Origin of the sequence: Photorhabdus laumondii subsp. laumondii (assembly GCF_003343245.1) — a bacterium.
GTDB classification, from domain to species: domain Bacteria; phylum Pseudomonadota; class Gammaproteobacteria; order Enterobacterales; family Enterobacteriaceae; genus Photorhabdus; species Photorhabdus laumondii.
Genome location: NZ_CP024901.1, coordinates 2,528,411 through 2,546,049 on the forward strand (window position 1 = coordinate 2,528,411; position 17,639 = coordinate 2,546,049).

At 40.9% G+C, this 17,639-nt stretch carries 14 protein-coding genes and 1 pseudogene; 9 read left to right on the plus strand and 6 right to left on the minus strand.

The genetic code is table 11. The features are described 5' to 3' along the window. The first annotated feature begins 73 nt into the window (after positions 1 to 73). From PluTT01m_RS11130 to PluTT01m_RS11140, 3 genes are read left to right on the plus strand one after another with little or no spacing between them, the layout of a single operon-like run. Positions 74 to 2,701 (plus strand): YdbH family protein, encoded by a 2,628-nt coding sequence (locus PluTT01m_RS11130; RefSeq protein ID WP_011146400.1) that lies wholly within the window; start codon positions 74 to 76, stop codon positions 2,699 to 2,701. Next, positions 2,698 to 2,895, plus strand: a complete 198-nt coding sequence (locus PluTT01m_RS11135; RefSeq protein WP_011146401.1) for a YnbE family lipoprotein — start codon at positions 2,698 to 2,700, stop codon at positions 2,893 to 2,895. The genes PluTT01m_RS11130 and PluTT01m_RS11135 overlap by 4 nt, the downstream gene beginning before the upstream one ends. A 12-nt stretch (positions 2,896 to 2,907) precedes the next feature. Continuing rightward, positions 2,908 to 3,234 carry a YdbL family probable chaperone protein gene (locus PluTT01m_RS11140; RefSeq protein WP_011146402.1) on the plus strand — a complete coding sequence of 109 codons (327 nt, stop codon included), beginning with the start codon at positions 2,908 to 2,910 and terminating at the stop codon, positions 3,232 to 3,234. Positions 3,235 to 3,301: 67 nt separating this feature from the next. Here the strand turns inward: PluTT01m_RS11140 and PluTT01m_RS11145 are convergent, their stop codons facing one another. Then, positions 3,302 to 3,904 (minus strand): FMN-dependent NADH-azoreductase, encoded by a 603-nt coding sequence (locus PluTT01m_RS11145; protein ID WP_011146403.1) that lies wholly within the window; start codon positions 3,902 to 3,904, stop codon positions 3,302 to 3,304. Between the two features lie 302 nt (positions 3,905 to 4,206). Here PluTT01m_RS11145 and hrpA point away from each other — a divergent pair. The 3 genes and pseudogenes from hrpA to PluTT01m_RS26885 form a co-directional block, all read left to right on the plus strand. Then, positions 4,207 to 7,938, plus strand: a pseudogene (gene hrpA, locus PluTT01m_RS11150) (ATP-dependent RNA helicase HrpA); the annotation flags it as partial. A 168-nt stretch (positions 7,939 to 8,106) separates the two neighbouring features. Next, complete coding sequence (locus PluTT01m_RS25875) at positions 8,107 to 8,559, plus strand: hypothetical protein (protein ID WP_011146405.1); 453 nt, start codon at positions 8,107 to 8,109, stop codon at positions 8,557 to 8,559. Positions 8,560 to 8,671: 112 nt separating this feature from the next. Then, the gene (locus tag PluTT01m_RS26885) at positions 8,672 to 9,415 is read left to right on the plus strand and encodes a hypothetical protein (protein ID WP_011146406.1); all 744 of its coding nucleotides are present in this window, start codon (positions 8,672 to 8,674) and stop codon (positions 9,413 to 9,415) included. A gap of 190 nt (positions 9,416 to 9,605) precedes the next feature. Here PluTT01m_RS26885 and PluTT01m_RS11160 read toward each other — a convergent pair whose 3' ends face one another. Next, positions 9,606 to 9,968, minus strand: coding sequence for a tlde1 domain-containing protein (locus PluTT01m_RS11160; RefSeq protein WP_011146407.1), 363 nt, complete (start codon positions 9,966 to 9,968; stop codon positions 9,606 to 9,608). Positions 9,969 to 10,277: 309 nt separating this feature from the next. Between PluTT01m_RS11160 and PluTT01m_RS11165 the strand changes: the two genes are divergently transcribed. Together PluTT01m_RS11165 and PluTT01m_RS11170 are read left to right on the plus strand one after the other, a co-directional pair. Continuing rightward, positions 10,278 to 10,526 (plus strand): type II toxin-antitoxin system CcdA family antitoxin, encoded by a 249-nt coding sequence (locus PluTT01m_RS11165; protein WP_011146408.1) that lies wholly within the window; start codon positions 10,278 to 10,280, stop codon positions 10,524 to 10,526. Further along, the gene (locus PluTT01m_RS11170) at positions 10,523 to 10,846 is read left to right on the plus strand and encodes a CcdB family protein (RefSeq protein WP_173362508.1); all 324 of its coding nucleotides are present in this window, start codon (positions 10,523 to 10,525) and stop codon (positions 10,844 to 10,846) included. The genes PluTT01m_RS11165 and PluTT01m_RS11170 overlap by 4 nt, the downstream gene beginning before the upstream one ends. Positions 10,847 to 10,960: 114 nt before the next feature. Here the strand turns inward: PluTT01m_RS11170 and PluTT01m_RS11175 are convergent, their stop codons facing one another. The 4 genes from PluTT01m_RS11175 to PluTT01m_RS11190 all read right to left on the minus strand — a co-directional run bounded on the left by PluTT01m_RS11175 (position 10,961) and on the right by PluTT01m_RS11190 (position 15,870). Next, on the minus strand, positions 10,961 to 11,953 hold the full coding sequence (locus tag PluTT01m_RS11175; protein WP_011146410.1) for a fimbrial protein: 993 nt from the start codon (positions 11,951 to 11,953) through the stop codon (positions 10,961 to 10,963). Positions 11,954 to 11,972: 19 nt separating this feature from the next. Continuing rightward, entirely contained in the window at positions 11,973 to 14,594 is a 2,622-nt protein-coding gene (locus PluTT01m_RS11180) for a fimbria/pilus outer membrane usher protein (RefSeq protein ID WP_228957237.1), read from the minus strand. After that, positions 14,551 to 15,225, minus strand: coding sequence for a fimbrial biogenesis chaperone (locus PluTT01m_RS11185; protein WP_011146412.1), 675 nt, complete (start codon positions 15,223 to 15,225; stop codon positions 14,551 to 14,553). The genes PluTT01m_RS11180 and PluTT01m_RS11185 overlap by 44 nt, the downstream gene beginning before the upstream one ends. 114 nt (positions 15,226 to 15,339) lie before the next feature. Continuing rightward, positions 15,340 to 15,870 (minus strand): fimbrial protein, encoded by a 531-nt coding sequence (locus PluTT01m_RS11190; protein ID WP_011146413.1) that lies wholly within the window; start codon positions 15,868 to 15,870, stop codon positions 15,340 to 15,342. 802 nt (positions 15,871 to 16,672) lie between these two features. Here PluTT01m_RS11190 and PluTT01m_RS11195 point away from each other — a divergent pair. Continuing rightward, positions 16,673 to 17,509, plus strand: a complete 837-nt coding sequence (locus tag PluTT01m_RS11195) for an alpha/beta fold hydrolase (RefSeq protein WP_011146414.1) — start codon at positions 16,673 to 16,675, stop codon at positions 17,507 to 17,509. The last annotated feature ends 130 nt before the right edge of the window (positions 17,510 to 17,639 follow it).

Below are 17,639 nucleotides of genomic sequence, written 5' to 3' on the forward strand. Positions count from 1 at the left end.
AACAAAGAGGCAACTTGAAAGATAACGGGTATAGAAGTAACCGATCTAAGGCTTAATAAGGAGAGGTAAAGGTTTGATAACCAAAGGGTTAAAAATATTCATTACCATACTGATGTTATCGGTATTGCTGATAGCAGTGGGATGGTTTTCTATTCCTCATTGGTTACCTAAGGTCACTGGTCGCTGGTTACCTCCAGGTATGATGGTTTCATTGAAACAACCAAAATGGAAAAATGGGGCTTTGCAATTGGATGATATTTCATTGCAGGTGAAGGATTGCAGGCTTATTCGTGTATCGCGATTATCTGTTAGTTACCCATATTCAGAGATAGATAACAGTTATCATTGGCGATTAAATGCCGCAGATATTAGCGGGGATATCAATTGCCTAAATCAGTTACCTAAATCGACACAAAGCCATGATCCACTGTCTGTTGCTGATATTTTAGCTCTTATTCCACAGGGAAGTTTGTCCGTGGAAAATCTTTCTTTTCATCCCTGGCAAGATTTTGCTGGAAGACTAGAATTCAATTCCTCTTCTCAGGGGCAAGAACTCAGTTATCAGGGGAAGAAGGTTAAATTGTCAGCGCATATTTATGGTAAGGAATCGCTAGTTATTGACCAACTGGCAATTAAATTACCAGAACAGGAAATCAGCCTTAATGGTGAAATGACATTACCTCTTAATGTGGACAAATTACCGCCTCATGGTGATGTAAAAGGTAAAATTATTGCCAGGCAATATGCGCACCCGCTGAATATCAAGTTAGGTTGGCGAGGGACATCCGGCAAACTTATTATCGGCGAAGAGGGGACAACAGTACCTTTGGCCGAATTGCCTTGGCAGTTTAACCAAGACCAGTTTGATATTACTGATGGTAAATGGCAGTGGACGAGTGCGGAACAACCTCTTGCGGGAGGAGTGAATATTAAGATTGCTCATTGGCAACAAGGGTTGGATAACCTGCTAATGAGTGGTCGTATAAATTTGGTCACTCAGGGTAAACGTGGTAAAGCGAATATTGTGTTAACGATAAAACCGGGCCGGATAAATTCATTAAATACGCAACTTCCTTTGCAATTAACGGGTCAGATTAATGTGCAGGATATGATGATGGCTATGTCATTGCCTGCGATAATTGATGGTCCGCTGGTTAATCCGAAAATGACTTTCCAGTCAGGTTCGTTGTTTCGGGTTTGGGGGCGATTGTCTGATGAGTTTATGGTTAAAGATGCCCGATCACCGTTAGCGGGAACTTATCTGACACGTGAAGGTTTTACGGGTCGGTTACAGGCGATTGTTAATGCGCAACACCGTGACTGGGGAAAATTCCGTTTGCATCTAGATGGTCATGCCGAGGATTTTATGCCGGATAAAGGCTATTGGCGTTGGAACTATTGGGGAGATGGCTATTTGCCGCCACTACAGGCTAAATGGGATATCGTTGGAAAAGGGCGTTGGCATGACACATTGATTAACGTCAACGAAATGACTACCGGTTTTAATGTGATTAAGCACGGTATGATTCGGGTGGATACGCCGCGTCTACAATTAACAAAACCATTGGAATGGCAACGTTCAGAGAAATTGCCCGCCTTTAAGGGTGAGTTACGGCTGACAGCGAAGAAAACATCATTTCGGTCCGGTGGCTTTTTGCCCCCTGCTGAGCTGACAGCAAAATTGACAGGAGAAAGCCCGAATAACTTTATTGTTAATGGTGATCTTTCATCAAGAAATATTGGTCCGATCCCTTTTTACAGTCGTTGGGATGGAGCAAGATTGCGTGGTGAAGCGCGTTGGCCTACTCAATCCTTACTTGCATTTCAGCCGTTGGTACCTAAAGATTTAGGCATAAACTTACGATCAGGTGATCTTTATGCGCAGGCCGCTTTTTCTGCCACACGAGGGCAAGGTTTTGTTGCGGGGGGACACTGGGTAGTAAAAAATGGCAGCATGTGGCTTAAAGAGGGTGAAATCAGTGGACTTGATTTTGTCTTACCGTGGCGGCTGAAAGAGAGTATCTGGCAATTTGGTGTTAAATCGCCGGTTCAACTACGAGTGAAAACGATTAATAACCTGTTTGAAATGCGTAACTTGACGGCGGACTTACAGGGATTTTATCCACCATCGGAACAAAAACCGCTGGAATTGACTAATGTGAATGTAGGTATATTGGATGGACAGATTAACTTAGATAAATTAAGGCTTCCTCAGCATCATCCTGCTATTTTGGCGCTTGATAAATTGGAGTTAAGTCGCCTTCTTACTGTGTTGAAAGTCAAACAATTTGCGATATCCGGCAAAATCAGCGGAAAATTGCCGTTGTTTATTAATAATGAACGTTGGATAGTTCAGCAAGGTCAGATTACCAATATCGACCATATGACCTTACGTCTGGATAAAGACACGGTAGATTCCATTAACAAAGATAATATTTCCGCTGGTGCCGCTATGGATTGGTTACGCTATTTAGAAATCAGTCGTTTACGGGCGCAGCTCAGTCTTGATAATTTAGGGATTCTGGCACTTAGCGCTGAAATTCAAGGTGTTAATTCATTAAGAGATAAAAAACGGCAAGTCAAGCTGAATTACCATCATGAAGAGAATATCTTTCACTTATGGCGCAGCTTACGGTTTGGCAACAATCTTGAAGATTGGTTACAGCAAAATATCTCTGTATTAAATGGGAGTGATAAATGACAAAACAAACTGGAATGAAGCTGTTCTTACTATCAATGGGGCCTTTAATGCTGTCAGGTTGTATACGCCTTGAAGTGGCAACACCGGAGAAGCCCATTAATATTAATATGAATGTCAAAATTGAGCATGAAATTCAGATAAAAGTAGACAGGCAAGTTGAAGAGATGCTCAAGAATAACACGGGTTTATTCTAGGGGGTTGGCATGATGAAGAGAACAGGTACGGGAATATTGTTATTGGCTAGTGTATTGTTCAGCTCTTCCGTTGTAGGAATGACTCTGAATGAGGCAAAGCAGAAAGGATTGGTTGGTGAAACTTTCAGTGGTTATCTGGCTATAGTGAAAACAGATAATCAGGCACAAGCTTTGGTGGCAGAAATTAATCAAGCCCGTGAGAAAAAATACGCAGAAATTGCGGCTGGCAATAATATTTCTACAGAGCAAGTGGCTAAACTTACTGGCGAAAAATTGGTGAATAGAGCTGAACCTGGTGAGTATGTGCGTGGTATTAATGGTAAGTGGTTGAAGAAATAAAAGCGCGTCGAATGACGCGCAAAAAACAGCAATATAAATGTATGAACTATGAACAAAAAAGTGGCTATCAGGAAGCTATTGCTTGCAAAACTTCACGGGCGGTTTGTTGCGCTTGATTTGCGGCATCAGGGCCTAATGCGACACCTTCGGTAAATACAAACTCTATATCAGTGAGCCCAATGAAACTTAGGAACAGACGCAGATAAGGCACTAACAGATCACTGGGGCCATCTTTATGGATGCCGCCACGGCTGGTCAGGATGATGACTTGTTTGCCTTTTAGCAGACCTTCTGGGCCATTCTCGGTATAACGGAAAGTCACGCCAGCACGCGCTATCATATCAAAATAGCTTTTCAGTTGGGTTGGAATGTGGAAGTTGTACATAGGTGCAGTAATAACAATAACGTCATTATCCTGCAATTCCGCAATCAGTTCGTCAGATAGTGCTAACGTCTCTTTTTGGCGAGCGGTCATTTCATTGCCACTCGGACGCAATGCATGAACCAGTTCATTATCCAGAGCAGGAATGGATTGTGCAGTCAGATCGCGTACTGTAATGCTGTCATCGGCATGATTGGTTTGCCACTTTTCAATGAAGAAATCTGCCATTTGGTTAGTATGTGAATGCTGCGCCATAATGCTGGATTTAAGAACCAGAACTTTACTCATGTTTATTCCTTAAGTTAACTTTTGGTAATTCATTTGTTAATCACGATATAGTTATTTTATGAGTTATTGACTTATGGTAACAGATCAATATTTAGAGAATAGGATTCAAATTTATTGAAAGACTTTTATCCGCGTTGATATAACGTGGTGGAAATATCAGCTGAAATTATTGCCAATAAATAGGATATGCTACTATAGTCGTCAATAAGAACCATGTTATCAATAAGAACTGCGTCATCAATAAAAGCTGGCTAATCAGTAAAGTTAAGAAGTTACAAGGATCAATATAAGTGAAAGAGTCTCAGAAAATCATTAACCGTCAGGCTGCTTGTCCAACGATCAAATATCCAGAAAACTTGCCCGTCAGCCAGAAGAAAGATGATATCTACAAAGCTATTCGTGACCATCAAGTTGTCATTATTGCCGGTGAAACCGGTTCGGGTAAAACAACCCAGATCCCGAAAATTTGTCTTGAACTAGGTCGGGGAATAAAGGGCCTTATCGGTCATACTCAACCCCGCCGATTGGCTGCTCGCGCGGTTGCCAATCGTCTGGCGGAAGAATTGGAAACCTCCGTGGGTTCTGCTGTTGGTTATAAAGTCCGGTTTAGTGATCATGTGGGTGATAACACGTTGATTAAACTGATGACCGATGGTATTTTGCTGGCGGAACTGCAAAATGACAGGCTACTTAAACAGTATGACACGCTCATTATTGATGAGGCGCATGAACGCAGTCTGAATATTGATTTTATTCTGGGTTATTTGCGCCAATTACTGCCAAAACGTCCCGATCTGAAAGTGATCATTACCTCCGCGACTATCGATCCTGAGCGCTTTTCTCGCCATTTTAATCATGCGCCAATTATCGAAGTTTCTGGTCGAACCTATCCGGTAGAAGTGCGTTATCGTCCTGTCATGGGGGAAGATAATGGTGGAGAGCGGGATCAGCTTGAGGCCATTATTGATGCTGTTGATGAACTCAACCGTGAAGGGCCTGGGGATATCCTGATCTTTATGAGTGGAGAGAGGGAGATTCGTGATACAGCCGATGCGCTGAATAAACTGAATCTGCGTCATACCGAAGTACTGCCATTATTTGCGCGTCTTTCTAACAGTGATCAGAATCGGATTTTCCAGTCACATACGGGGCGGAGAATTGTGCTGGCAACTAACGTGGCAGAAACCTCGTTGACGGTACCGGGAATTAAATATGTGATTGATACCGGGTATGCACGTATTAGCCGTTACAGTTATCGCACGAAAGTACAGAGATTGCCGATTGAACCCATATCACAGGCGTCGGCTAATCAGCGAAAGGGGCGTTGCGGACGTGTATCTGACGGGATCTGTATCCGGCTGTATTCAGAAGACGATTTCCTTTCTCGGCCAGAGTTTACTGATCCAGAAATCCTGCGTACTAACCTGGCATCGGTCATTCTGCAAATGACGGCAATTGGTCTTGGGGATGTCAGTGCATTTCCATTTGTGCAACCGCCTGATAAACGTAATATTCAGGATGGTGTTCGGCTTCTGGAGGAGCTTGGGGCTATTGATCAAGGCGCAATGGCTAAGAGTCATTACCGTCTTACATCAATAGGGCGACAGCTTGCTCAGCTCCCGGTTGATCCTCGGCTGGCGCGTATGGTATTGGAAGCTCGTCAACATGGTTGTGTACGTGAAGTGATGGTTATCACTTCTGCGCTATCTATTCAGGACCCAAGAGAGAGGCCACTGGAGAAACAGCAGGCTTCTGATGAGAAACACCGTCGATTTGCTGATAAAGACTCCGATTTTATTGCATTTCTGAAATTATGGGATTTTTTGAAAGAGCAGCAAAAGGCACTCTCCTCTTCGCAATTTCGCAAGCTTTGCCGTCAAGATTATCTTAACTATCTGAGAGTCAGAGAGTGGCAGGATATATATACCCAGTTACGACAAGTTGTGAAAGAAATTGGTCTGTCGGTAAATAGTCAGGAGGCAGATTACCGAGGTATTCATACTGCGTTACTTTCTGGGCTGTTATCTCATATCGGCCAAAAAGATACCGATAAACAGGAATATACTGGTGCGCGTAATGCCCGTTTTGCTATTTTTCCTGGTTCTGGCTTATTCAAGAAACCACCTAAGTGGTCAATGGCAGCGGAATTGGTTGAAACTAGTCGCTTGTGGGGACGTATTGCTGCGCGAATAGAACCTGAATGGGTTGAACCGTTAGCCGGGCATCTGGTGAAGTATCATTATAGCGAGCCGCACTGGCAAAAATCTCAGGGTGCGATAATGGCTAGGGAAAAAGTCACTTTATATGGTTTGCCAATTGTGGCTAGTCGTCTGGTTAATTACAGCAAAATTGATCCAATGCTCTGCCGTGAGTTGTTTATCCGCCATGCGCTGGTGGAAGGCGACTGGCAAACTCGACATGCATTTTTCCGAGCGAATCTGAAATTACGTGAGGAAATTGAGGAGCTAGAACATAAATCCCGTCGTCGTGACATTTTGGTGGATGATGAAACCTTGTTTAGTTTCTATGATCAACGGCTACCTCAGGATGTGGTTTCTGCTCGCCATTTTGATCGCTGGTGGATGAAGACAGGTAAAGAGCAACCGGACTTGCTTAATTTTGAAAAAAATATGTTGATCAAAGGCGATGCCGATAAAATCAGTGCGCTGGATTACCCTAATTACTGGTATCAGGGGGCATTGAAATTACGGCTTAGTTACCAGTTTGAGCCGGGCATGCAAGCTGATGGTGTGACAGTTCATATTCCGCTGCCGGTGTTGAATCAGGTTAAGGATGAAGGGTTTGATTGGCAGATCCCCGGTATTCGTTATGATCTGGTTGTTGCGCTGATTAAATCATTGCCGAAACCGGTTCGTCGTAATTTTGTCCCTGCACCAAACTATGCTCAGGCATTTATGGAGCGGGTACCTCAACCGCAATCAACCTTGTTAGATAGCTTTGAGAAAGAGTTACGGCGAATGACGGGTGTTACGGTGTCACGTGATGATTGGCAGTTAGAGCAAGTACCAGAGCACCTCAAAATGACATTTCGAGTGGTAGGAGAGAAGAATCGGACTATCGCGGAAGGTAAAGATTTATCTGCACTGAAATTACGCTTGAAAGAGAAAGTTCAGGAGACACTTTCCGCTGTTGCTGATGATGGAATTGAACAGAGTGGGCTGCACATTTGGAGTTTTGGTGAATTACCGGGACGGTATGAGCAGAAACGTGGTGGTTACTCGGTCAAAGCATTTCCAGCGCTGGTGGATGAAAAAGAGAGTATCGGTATCAAATTGTTTGAAACCGAACCGGAGCAAAAAATTGCCATGTGGGAAGGTACCCGTCGCCTGTTGTTGCTCAATATTCCCTCACCAATTAAATACTTACATGAGAAATTGCCGAATAAATCCAAATTGGGGCTCTATTTTAATCCTTATGGCAAGGTATTGGATTTGATTGACGATTGCATCTCTTGTGGTGTGGATAAATTGATGACAGTGAATGGTGGGCCCGCTTGGAATGAGCAAGGTTTTATTCAGCTACAGGACAAAGTTCGGGCTGAGTTGAACGATACTGTCGTGGAAATAGCTAAGCAAGTGGAACAGATACTCACCACCATTTTTGCTATTAATAAACGCCTTAAGGGGAAAATTGATATTTCGCTGGCCTTGGCGTTATCGGATATCAAAGAGCAGCTTTCTGGTCTGATTTTCAAAGGGTTTGTTACCACTAATGGTTGGAAACGTTTGCCGGATGTCCTGCGTTATCTGCAAGGCATTGAGCGCCGTATTGAAAAATTGGCGATTGATCCGCACAGAGATAGAGCGCAAATGGGGCGTGTCGAAAATGTTCAGCAACAGTGGCAGCAATGGCTGGCGAAATTATCACTGCAACAGAAACAGTTACCTGAGGTGCAAGAGATTCGTTGGATGATTGAAGAACTGCGGATCAGCTTGTTTGCTCAGCAACTGGGCACGCCATATCCGGTCTCGGATAAGAGAATTTTGCAAACGATGGAGCAAATTGCTTCCTGATCAAAGAAGACTAAAGGTGGCTCAGGTTATTGACAAAGTGCTGGTTTTTTATCCAGCACTTTGTTTTAATTAAGTCCTGTCCACCAAACGGAGATTGCCGTTATGGATTTGTTCTTACAGAAGCAATAGTATCGAATGTGAAGCAGCAGTAAACATATGAGGAATATCATGACGTTAGAGAAAATATCATTTGCTTACCCGGTACATATCAGACAAGGAATGTTAATTGATGTGATGCACCCTCCTAGTATGTGGATATATGCTGATAGTTTTCCATCTGTAGAGTATCTTAATGTAGCTTTAGGCGTTTTCTTGCGTAAAGATGAGTTGTATTACACTAAAATTGACGTGTTCGTTGATGATAAATCGGTTCTTGATGATCAAGATAAGGGAAATGATACAGCATACATTCACTTGTCTGGTTTTACGTCTACAGACCAATATATTATGGTTTCATCAATGACATTAAAGAGGGTTCACTTGCCCAATGAAGGTGTTTATAAGCTTATTGGTGAGCTGTATTCGGGGGAATTAGGCAGCGCAGATAGCAAAGTTATATACCCTATGGATTTCGAGATGCATCGCGACGGCAAGGGAGCGAATCCCCGGGAGCATAGATAACTATGTGACCGGGGTGAGTGAGTGCAGCCAACAAAGAGGCAACTTGAAAGATAACGGGTATAGACGTAAATGAGAGTTATTTTGTTGTTACATCTAAAGTGGAAGGTAAGTGATGGCTAAGATTTACGAATTCTCTGCCAATGATATAGCAACTATTGAAAGTCATAAACATTTGCCCAATACTATGAAGTATGGAAACGGCAATGGTGGTGGAGGTGGTGATATGTTGGAAGCTCGTGTAGCAAAACTTGAATCAGACGTTGAGCATATCAAAGCCACAATGAGCGATGTGAAGGCTGATCTGAAATCAGTCATCAGTGATGTTGGCACAATGAAGACCGACGTTGCTGTTATCATGCAAAAATTAGATGTAATCAATAATACTTTGTCTAAGAAACCAAGTGAAGAACAGCTTAATGCCAGATTAACAAAGTCAGAGAATAGATTTGATTCCAAATTTACAGAAGTAGAGGGCAAGTTTGACGCCAGATTAACAAAGTCAGAGAATAGATTTGATTCCAAATTTACAGAAGTAGAGGGCAAGTTTGACGCCAGATTAACAAAGTCAGAGAATAGATTTGATTCCAAATTTACAGAAGTAGAGGGCAAGTTTGACGCCAGATTAACAAAGTCAGAGAATAGATTTGATTCCAAACTTACAGAAGTAGAGAGCAAACAAACAGAATCAGTGCTAATTGAAACATTGGAATCATCAAGAATAGATAATACTCCGTTTACGTTTTTAGGTAATGCAGTTGCTAATGCTGTTGATAGCGTTTCTGATGAATGGGCATCACTTCCCTTTGCAAGTAAAGGAGCCACCTTGAGCCATGTTATATCTCCACTTGCAATATGATCTGTTATATAATTCCATTCTCCGTTATCCCCTTCTGGCATATTTTTAATTACTGCTCTTGCACCTTGCTGTTTTATTTGTAGGCTCAATTGCTCTGGTGTTAAATTCGGATATGGATTTTTAGCTGTAATATGGCGATCCACGGCCAGTGAGTTAAATGAAACTAGCATTAAAAACAGGATCAGTTTTTTCATTCGACTACCAGAATTGTATCGCTAGAGTTGGCTATCTCTTTTCTGAGATTATAGCCGTTTATAATGATGCAGCCATGTGATGCCTGACGGTATGTTCCATCCCGTCTGTCACCATGTATTCTAAAAAGAGAGCGTCCAAACGTATTAGTTCCCATAATAGGATCTAATATCACGGTAACCTTGGTTATTGAGTTAGAATAACCGTTGATTCTGTAATAACCACGAGGAATTGGCCCTTCACCTTCAACCTGTTCCATAGAGGGATTATTTATTCCAGCTCCATGACCGCTATAGCCCTTTGCAATAAAAGAGCCATTATGTGTAAGTACACCAGTGCCTTGTGAATATTTCCACGTCATAACTTGTTTCCATTAGTAAATATTAAGAAATTTAACTTTAAACTTAATAAACATTTTTAAAAGCATAATTTTGTAAATAAAATAAATTTTTTGTAAATTAATAAATTAAGATTTAAATGAATGAAGGGATAGGAAAGAGCATTAAAGGTATGATGGAAGAAAAACCTTTCTAAGAAAATCCGTAATCCGTAAGATTAGCTCTTAGATTAATTCACTCAAAAATAAAACCCTACACTAAAATCCCCTTGTTTCTTTTAGGTTCATTGGATTACAATTATGCGCATAACTTTAAGCATAGGAGGTCATACTATGAGATCTACAATTGTTACGCGGCCTGGAGCCAAGAAGGGCACTAACGTATACCTCACAACAGATCTGGTAGACGCGGCCCGTAGCCTGAATATGAACTTATCGGCTACGCTGGATGAACTTTTGGCGCAGGCTGTAGAAGCTAAAAAATGTGAGCAAAAGGAAGATGCGCAGAGTATACAGGTAATTAATAAGTTCTTAGAACGTGCAGGGATAATTACTGATGATGAGTTTTTTGGGAGCCTTTGATGTCGCAATTTGATGTTTATCGTAATCCTTCAGCAAAATCTAATAAATTTTGGCCTTATTATCTGGTTATTCAGCATGATTATTTTGAAAATTTATCAACAAGATTAATTGTTCCACTGACTTCAACAGGAGAAATGGAACTAACTCGTAAACGTATTACGCCGGTAGTTGATATCAATGGTGATAAATATTATGTATTTACTCCGGCTATTACATTCCTTGACGCCAATAAAATAAAGAAAAAAGATTTTATATGTAATGTTGTCATTTCCCGAGGAGAAATTCTCTCAGCAATTGATGCTATTATCACTAATGCATAACGTGTTAATTATCGTAATCTGCTGAATTTTCTTAAAAATTTTTCAGATAAAATAATAACATAACAGCGCATCAGTCAAGAAATAACCTTTCTATAACTGATGCAGATAAATTTATTACTGATAAGTTAAAGTCATTGTTGCAGTTACATTTGCCTGCCCAGGGGTAATATTGCGATCGGTCTGAAAATAGCGGGCGTGTAAAGGGATAGATAACTTCCCACCTGAATAGCTATTACCAATATTTATTTGTGAATGGATAATGACAGGTTGGTTGTTGTAAAGAATTTGCATACCCACACCGGAAGCAGTTGTGCGATTATCATTTTGATCAAGCGCCCAGACATGATATAAGTTATTTTTTGCTTTCTTTCCGTCAAGCATTAATTGAATCTGGACATCATCATCACAATCTAAAATAACCTCAAAATCCTTCCCTCCTGCGATACTATTAATGCCAGAAAAATCGCTTTTTTTGATATCGCCCATAGGGACAGTAACGTTGTTATTTTTCAGTGAGCAGCTTTTAGTAATAATTCGGGTATTTCCCAAACGGTAAGTATGCACGATATGATTATTTACCCGTGCCTGAATTAATTGTTCGTTTCTGACAAAACCAGAACCTGTTGTTGGTGCTATTTTTATTAGCTGAATTGTCAGATAACCCCATGTTTTACCACAATACCAACGACCAGAATTGTCACAGCTTACAGGGTTATTAGCAATACGGGGTAACCAGTCGATACCATAGCCGGGGCCCCAAGTATTTATTCTGATACCAACACCGGGGACGCCGGACTCGTAAACAGCATCCTTGTTGTATTCTGCACTTTTGTAGGATGTGTATCCCCATGATGTATTAATGTTTGTATCGCAATAGAAGATATTATTTTTATTATCTAATTCATCTGCACGATATTCGTAAATGGTTGTGCCAATAGCTTGATCTCTTGGCACATATAAGGTTCCAAAGGAGAGATGAGTGATTTCTGGTTTAAATCCTTTCTCAAACTGGCAGTTAGCGGCAAAACTATAAGAACTGACTATCAAACCAATTAATAAGTTGGTGATAATGAGAAAATATTTAAATTTATTGTAAATATTAAACATAGCGTTTTCCTGTGGGTGGTTATTTACAGTGAGCTGCTATTATATAAATACCGGATAAAGGAGTTTTTTCCGGTAAGTTGTAATTAACGACACATTCCTGAATATCTTTATAGCCCCATTTAACGAATAATCGTCCACTATCGGGTAAACCAGTAAGGTAAACTTGCCCTTCATGACTGACAATAGCGCTATTTACTTCATCAATGTCATGGTGTTTTTCTAATGTGACAACTGCACCAAAAGGAATAGGATTTTCTTGATAATAGAGATTGATGAGAACTCTGTGACCTATCCGGGTTTTAAAATCGGCCAGGACTAATGCCCCACGAGTAGGAATAACGGTTTGGGCATTAACGTCAATATCGACATTATCTGCTAATGAATGCGTATCCAGTGCAATCCGATTTTTCCGGTAACTGCTGACATAAGGAATAACTGCATAACCATTCCAATCGGTAGCAATACCAACATTATTTTGGATCTTTATTCCTTGAGCGCCATCAGCCCGGACTAATGCCAATGTATCTCCCAAATGTTGTGAAAGCGTCATGCCGTATGGGTGAGCAACAATGCCTCCTTGAAGGCCATAATTCAATTGGTGAGAATGACGATCATAACTATAACCAGTACTAAGTTGACCATAAGCGCCTTTATATTCCGCATGAATATGACCGCCAGCGCCAGTACCGTGATTGGTGTAACTCTGCTGTAAACTATAAATTAAATTATTGTCTTGCAGCGCTGTGCCACTTAAACCTACTTGGTGGGAAATATCTTTGTTTTTATTGGTATTAAAATTGTAACTGGTCCAGCTATTCTTTAGCCAGCGATCTAATGGAATCTGTATGCTGAATGAAAAAAGCTGCTCATTTTTATTCGTATCTGGAAGTTGGCTATAGGTATAATTCAGGCTGTAATTAATATTATTATAATTGGTGCTATAACCTGCGTTGATATTACGTTCATAGCCAGGTTGTTGCCAATAATTTTGTTGAAAGGCGGACAGATATAAACTGCCAAAATTTCCCAGAGATTGATTAATATGCAGTTGTAATTTGCTTCTTTTATTGGTGCGGTAACGCCAGTCGCTTTTATTGGAATTCTCTATATCATTGGCTTCTTTAAAATCATAAAAACCGTGAGTCGAATAACGATAGCCTGCTAGAGTAAAATTAGTTCCTGTTAATGAGAGGTCTTTTGCATATTGAAAACGATAGGATTGCCCTTTGGTACTTATATTAGATGGTAAATCGGTGTTAGCGTGAGTGATATCAAAAGAGAGAGAACCCAATATACCAAAATTATAACCTGATCCTAAAGCAACGGATTGATAATCTTTTGAAAAAATCGTACCACCGTAGGCAGTGATATTATTAGAAAAACCATAGACTAATGCGCCTTGGGTAAAATTAGGCTCTCTCCCACGATTATTTGATGATTGATATTGGCCTAGTGTTATCGAATATTGCAAGCCTCCTTCCCGTAACATAATCGGTATAGTCGAAAAAGACTGAGTAGATCGATATTCCTGACCATCTGCTTCCTTGATAATAACGTCCAAATTTCCACTTGTTGTGGTTGGGAAAAGGTCATTAATGACAAATGGACCCGGTGAAACATAAGTTTGATAAATGATATAGCCATTTTGCTTGATTGTAACTTGAGCATTACTTTGAGCAATTCCTCGGACACTAGGGGCGAAACCTTGTAAGCTGTCTGGTAACATATTGTCATCAGAAACTAACTGTAAGCCACGGAATTGAACACCCTCAAAAATATAGGAGGGGGTAAAGCTGTCACCTAGCGTTAATTGTCCTTTTAGTGCGTGAATATCTCGTTGTAAATAGGTGTTAATACTTTTCCAACTCTTATCACGACTGGTATAGGTAGAATAATTGCGTAAGCGCCATGCTTGCCAATTAGCACCTGTTCGAAGATTCAGATAATGGGTCTGCGTAGAACCAGATGGATTATCTTGCCAGGTATTTGAACCACTATAATTATAGTTAATCAGTAATGAAGTTAATCCTTGCTGCCATAATTCAGGCGAAACATAACCTCTTGCCTGACTGTTTAATATTGCTTGTGGAATACTGATATCCAGTCTTTGCTGACTAAAATTGAAGGTGGTGCTTGCTGATGGAATATATTGACTTAGATCAGACAACTCTGTTTCTGGTGGTAAACTGATCAGCTCTGGAAAGCTATCAATTTTTACTCCCATATCTTGTAATTGCTGAATTGTCAGCTTGGGTAGCAATTTATTATTTATCGTGACAAAGGTTACGTTCCTAGTATCTATTTTATCTCTATTAAGGTAAATATCTACCCAGTAAATACCGGGCGGATAGTCATCTTGCGTGAAAATAGAGAGATCAATGTCTTCAGGTGAACCAAAATCAGTACCTATTTCCAGAGCATGAATATTGAAATAATCTTCAGAATAAGTTTTAGCCGGGTAAAAAAGTACGCCAACAGTTATAAATGGCAATAATAAGAGCCATGAATGTTCAATATTGTATGGTTGCTTATTAATCTTATGCTGTGAGCACTTTCCCATAATTAATTTTCTGGCGTAGAGTAATGTAGTGGTTTTATTAAATGGTTGTTTTTTCCTCGGCAGTAGCACCACCAAAATCATTAATTGCTTTCCAATTTACCTGTTTTATGTTCTTTGCCGGCAGAGGCCAGCTTAGTTGGCTAAAGGGTTTAATCATGCCCGCAGGTTTTATTTCATGTTGATCTACTTTAAGGTAAGAGAATGAAATGAAGTAAGGGGTGGGGTTCTCTGCGATCAATGAATTATTTTCCGTACGGAATTTGAGCTCTTTGTATGCGGTACTTGACTTTTCTGCCAAATTTGCAGGGCGGTAAAACAATTTAAACTTTGACTTAACTGTTATTTGTAATTGATTCTGATTTGATTTCACCGAGGTAGGAATAGACTTTACATTTAACCAAAAAAGTGATTCCCGATCTTGAGGTAGGTTACTTTCTGTTTTTACAATACGCAGGATATTTTCATGGTCTGCTGCGAGTTTAAAGATCGGAGGAGTAACGATAAAAGGAGTCTTCATATTATCATTTTCATCTTGGATCCAAGATTGAATTAGGTAAGGTGCATCTTTCTCCGGGTTGCTTATAGAAATAGACGCTTCTTTTTTGTCACTCATGTAAATAACACGGGTTCCACCAATGACGACACCAGCGATAGCGAAATTTATACTGATAATATATAGAAAAATTACTGTGAATAGGCGTTGATACTGCACGGTAGCATCTCCGTTTTATCGTGTTTTTATGCGTTATTTTGTGGGCATCCATGCCCTGTACTTCTCTATTAGAGACAAAACGTGAATAAAGTTCCGTTCTAAATTTAGCCTGTCTTAGTTATAAACAATCGTAAAATTGGCGACTGCATCACCTGAGCCCGGGCTAATTGCTTGAGCTGTAGCAACATATTTTGCAATGAACTTCAATTCTGCTGTTTTTTGATCAGTAAAAGCCTGGGATTTGGAAGCTTTTGCCAAAGGAATCAGCGTTGAGTTATCTTCTTCATAGATACCAATAGCAACGCCATCGGCGACTTCCTGGCCTTTATCATTGGATAAGGCCAGGAGATTGTTATTTCTATTATCTATCTGCCCATCAAATTTAACTTGTGCATGAGTATATTCTGGTGGGCAATCACTCATCTTAATGCTAAAGGGTGTTGCAGCCGCGGTACTATCTACGCCACTAAATGCATTTGAGCTAATTGTTCCCATGTTTACGTTTTGATTTGCAGAGTCGGTATCGATTTTACAGGCATTCGCGATGATATTACCTGTAAAGTTGATTTTTCCGTCTGCTGCATTTGCTACAGAAATAAATACAGAAGATGCAAGTAAGGATGAAATAATCAGTTTAGCTTTCATTTTAAATAGATCCTAACCCTGTCGAGCATGGCGTCAGGGCAATAGAAATACTGATTTAATGGGAACTGTATAAACGTCAATACAGCGTGTAAATATCTATACCCGTTATCTTTCAAGTTGCCTCTTTGTTGGCTGCACTCGCTCACCCCGGTCATATCGTTATCTATGCTCCCGGGGATTCACTCCCTTGCCGTCGCGATGCATCTTGAAATCCGTAGGGAATATAGCTTTTACCCGATAACAACAACGATAACTTAAACTGTGTCTTTTTTGGGGTAAAGCCGGGCGATCATAGCGATTAATTAGGAAAAATCCAAAGAATGACTCGATAATGTATTGCATTTAAGACTTTTATCTGTATTTATTTCTTAAACAGGATTATTTTTTAATATTAACGTGATTTATTGTATGTAATAAATCATTATGCTAATTAATGCGAATATCTTTTGATTAATAATTGGTTATAAAATTAATTGTGATATAAATCACAATTAATTTATCACTCTTAAGAATTTATTTTTTTGTTCTATTATTTTTATGTTATTACCTCTCGCTGTCATTTTCTCTTTGAGAATTTTTATTCTAATGGAGTAAGTCACCTGGATTAAATTACTCTATAGTCTTCTAATGTGATCTTTCTATATTTATTGTTTATAGCGATGCTTATCTTAGTTGACGTTATATACCCGTTATCTTTCAAGTTGCCTCTTTGTTGGCTGCACTCGTTCCCTTGCCGTCGCGATGCATCTTGAAATCCATAGGGTATAAACACTTCACACAATTAACCCTGTAAGGGAGGAAAATGAAACAGTTCGTCTTGATATTAGGCTTTTTGTCCATCGTGTTTGCCGTCGCGCATCCGGCTTCGGCCATGCAAGCAGAGCAGAAAACTGTCACCAATGGCGTGGCATCGATCGAATATTCGGTGCGAGGGAAGGGGCCACTGCTCGTGGTGATTGCTTCAACCGGGCGGGGAACCGCGGAATTCGCGCCACTCGCAGATCGACTGGCGAGGCGCGGCTATCGCGTTGCTCTGCCGGAACCACGCGGAATCTCGGGGTCGACTGGTCCGATGGAAAATGTGACTTTCCACGACTTTGCCGACGATTTTGCGGCAGTAGTTGCGGCGGAAGGAGGTAAGGCAATTGTGGTGGGGCACGCTTATGGCCATTGGATCGCCAAGACGATTGCCTCGGATTATCCCGAAATGACGCGTGGCATCGTACTTTTGGCTGGGGCGGCGAAATCTTGGCCCTCGGAGCTCTCGGATGCGATCATGGTGATAAGTGATCCGAAATCTACCCGTGAGGAGCGGCTGACGAAACTTAAGCTTGCCTTCTTCGCGGCAGGCAATGACCCGACGCCTTGGCTTGAGGGGTGGCATTCTGATGTTATAAAAAGTCAGTCCTCGGCGCGTAAGCTAACCAATCGCAAGGATTGGTGGGCTGGCGGGACGGCACCAATCCTCGATCTACAGGCGGGTTCCGATCCGTTTCGACCTGAATCGTCTCGAATGGAGGCGAAGGATGAGTTCGGCAACCGCGTTACTGTCGCAGTGATTGAAGGTGCCAGCCATGCGCTACCGGCCGAAAAGCCGATCGAGGCGGCAATGCAATTGCCGATTGGGCCGATAAACTGAAATAATTTGAGGAGAATATCTGATCTTTATCAGGGCATTCGTACTGAATTTGTTGCGGTGCGAATGCTCCAGGCAGAGACGATTCCAATAGGACAAAATAGATATCTGTTTTACATCTTTGCCGATGATG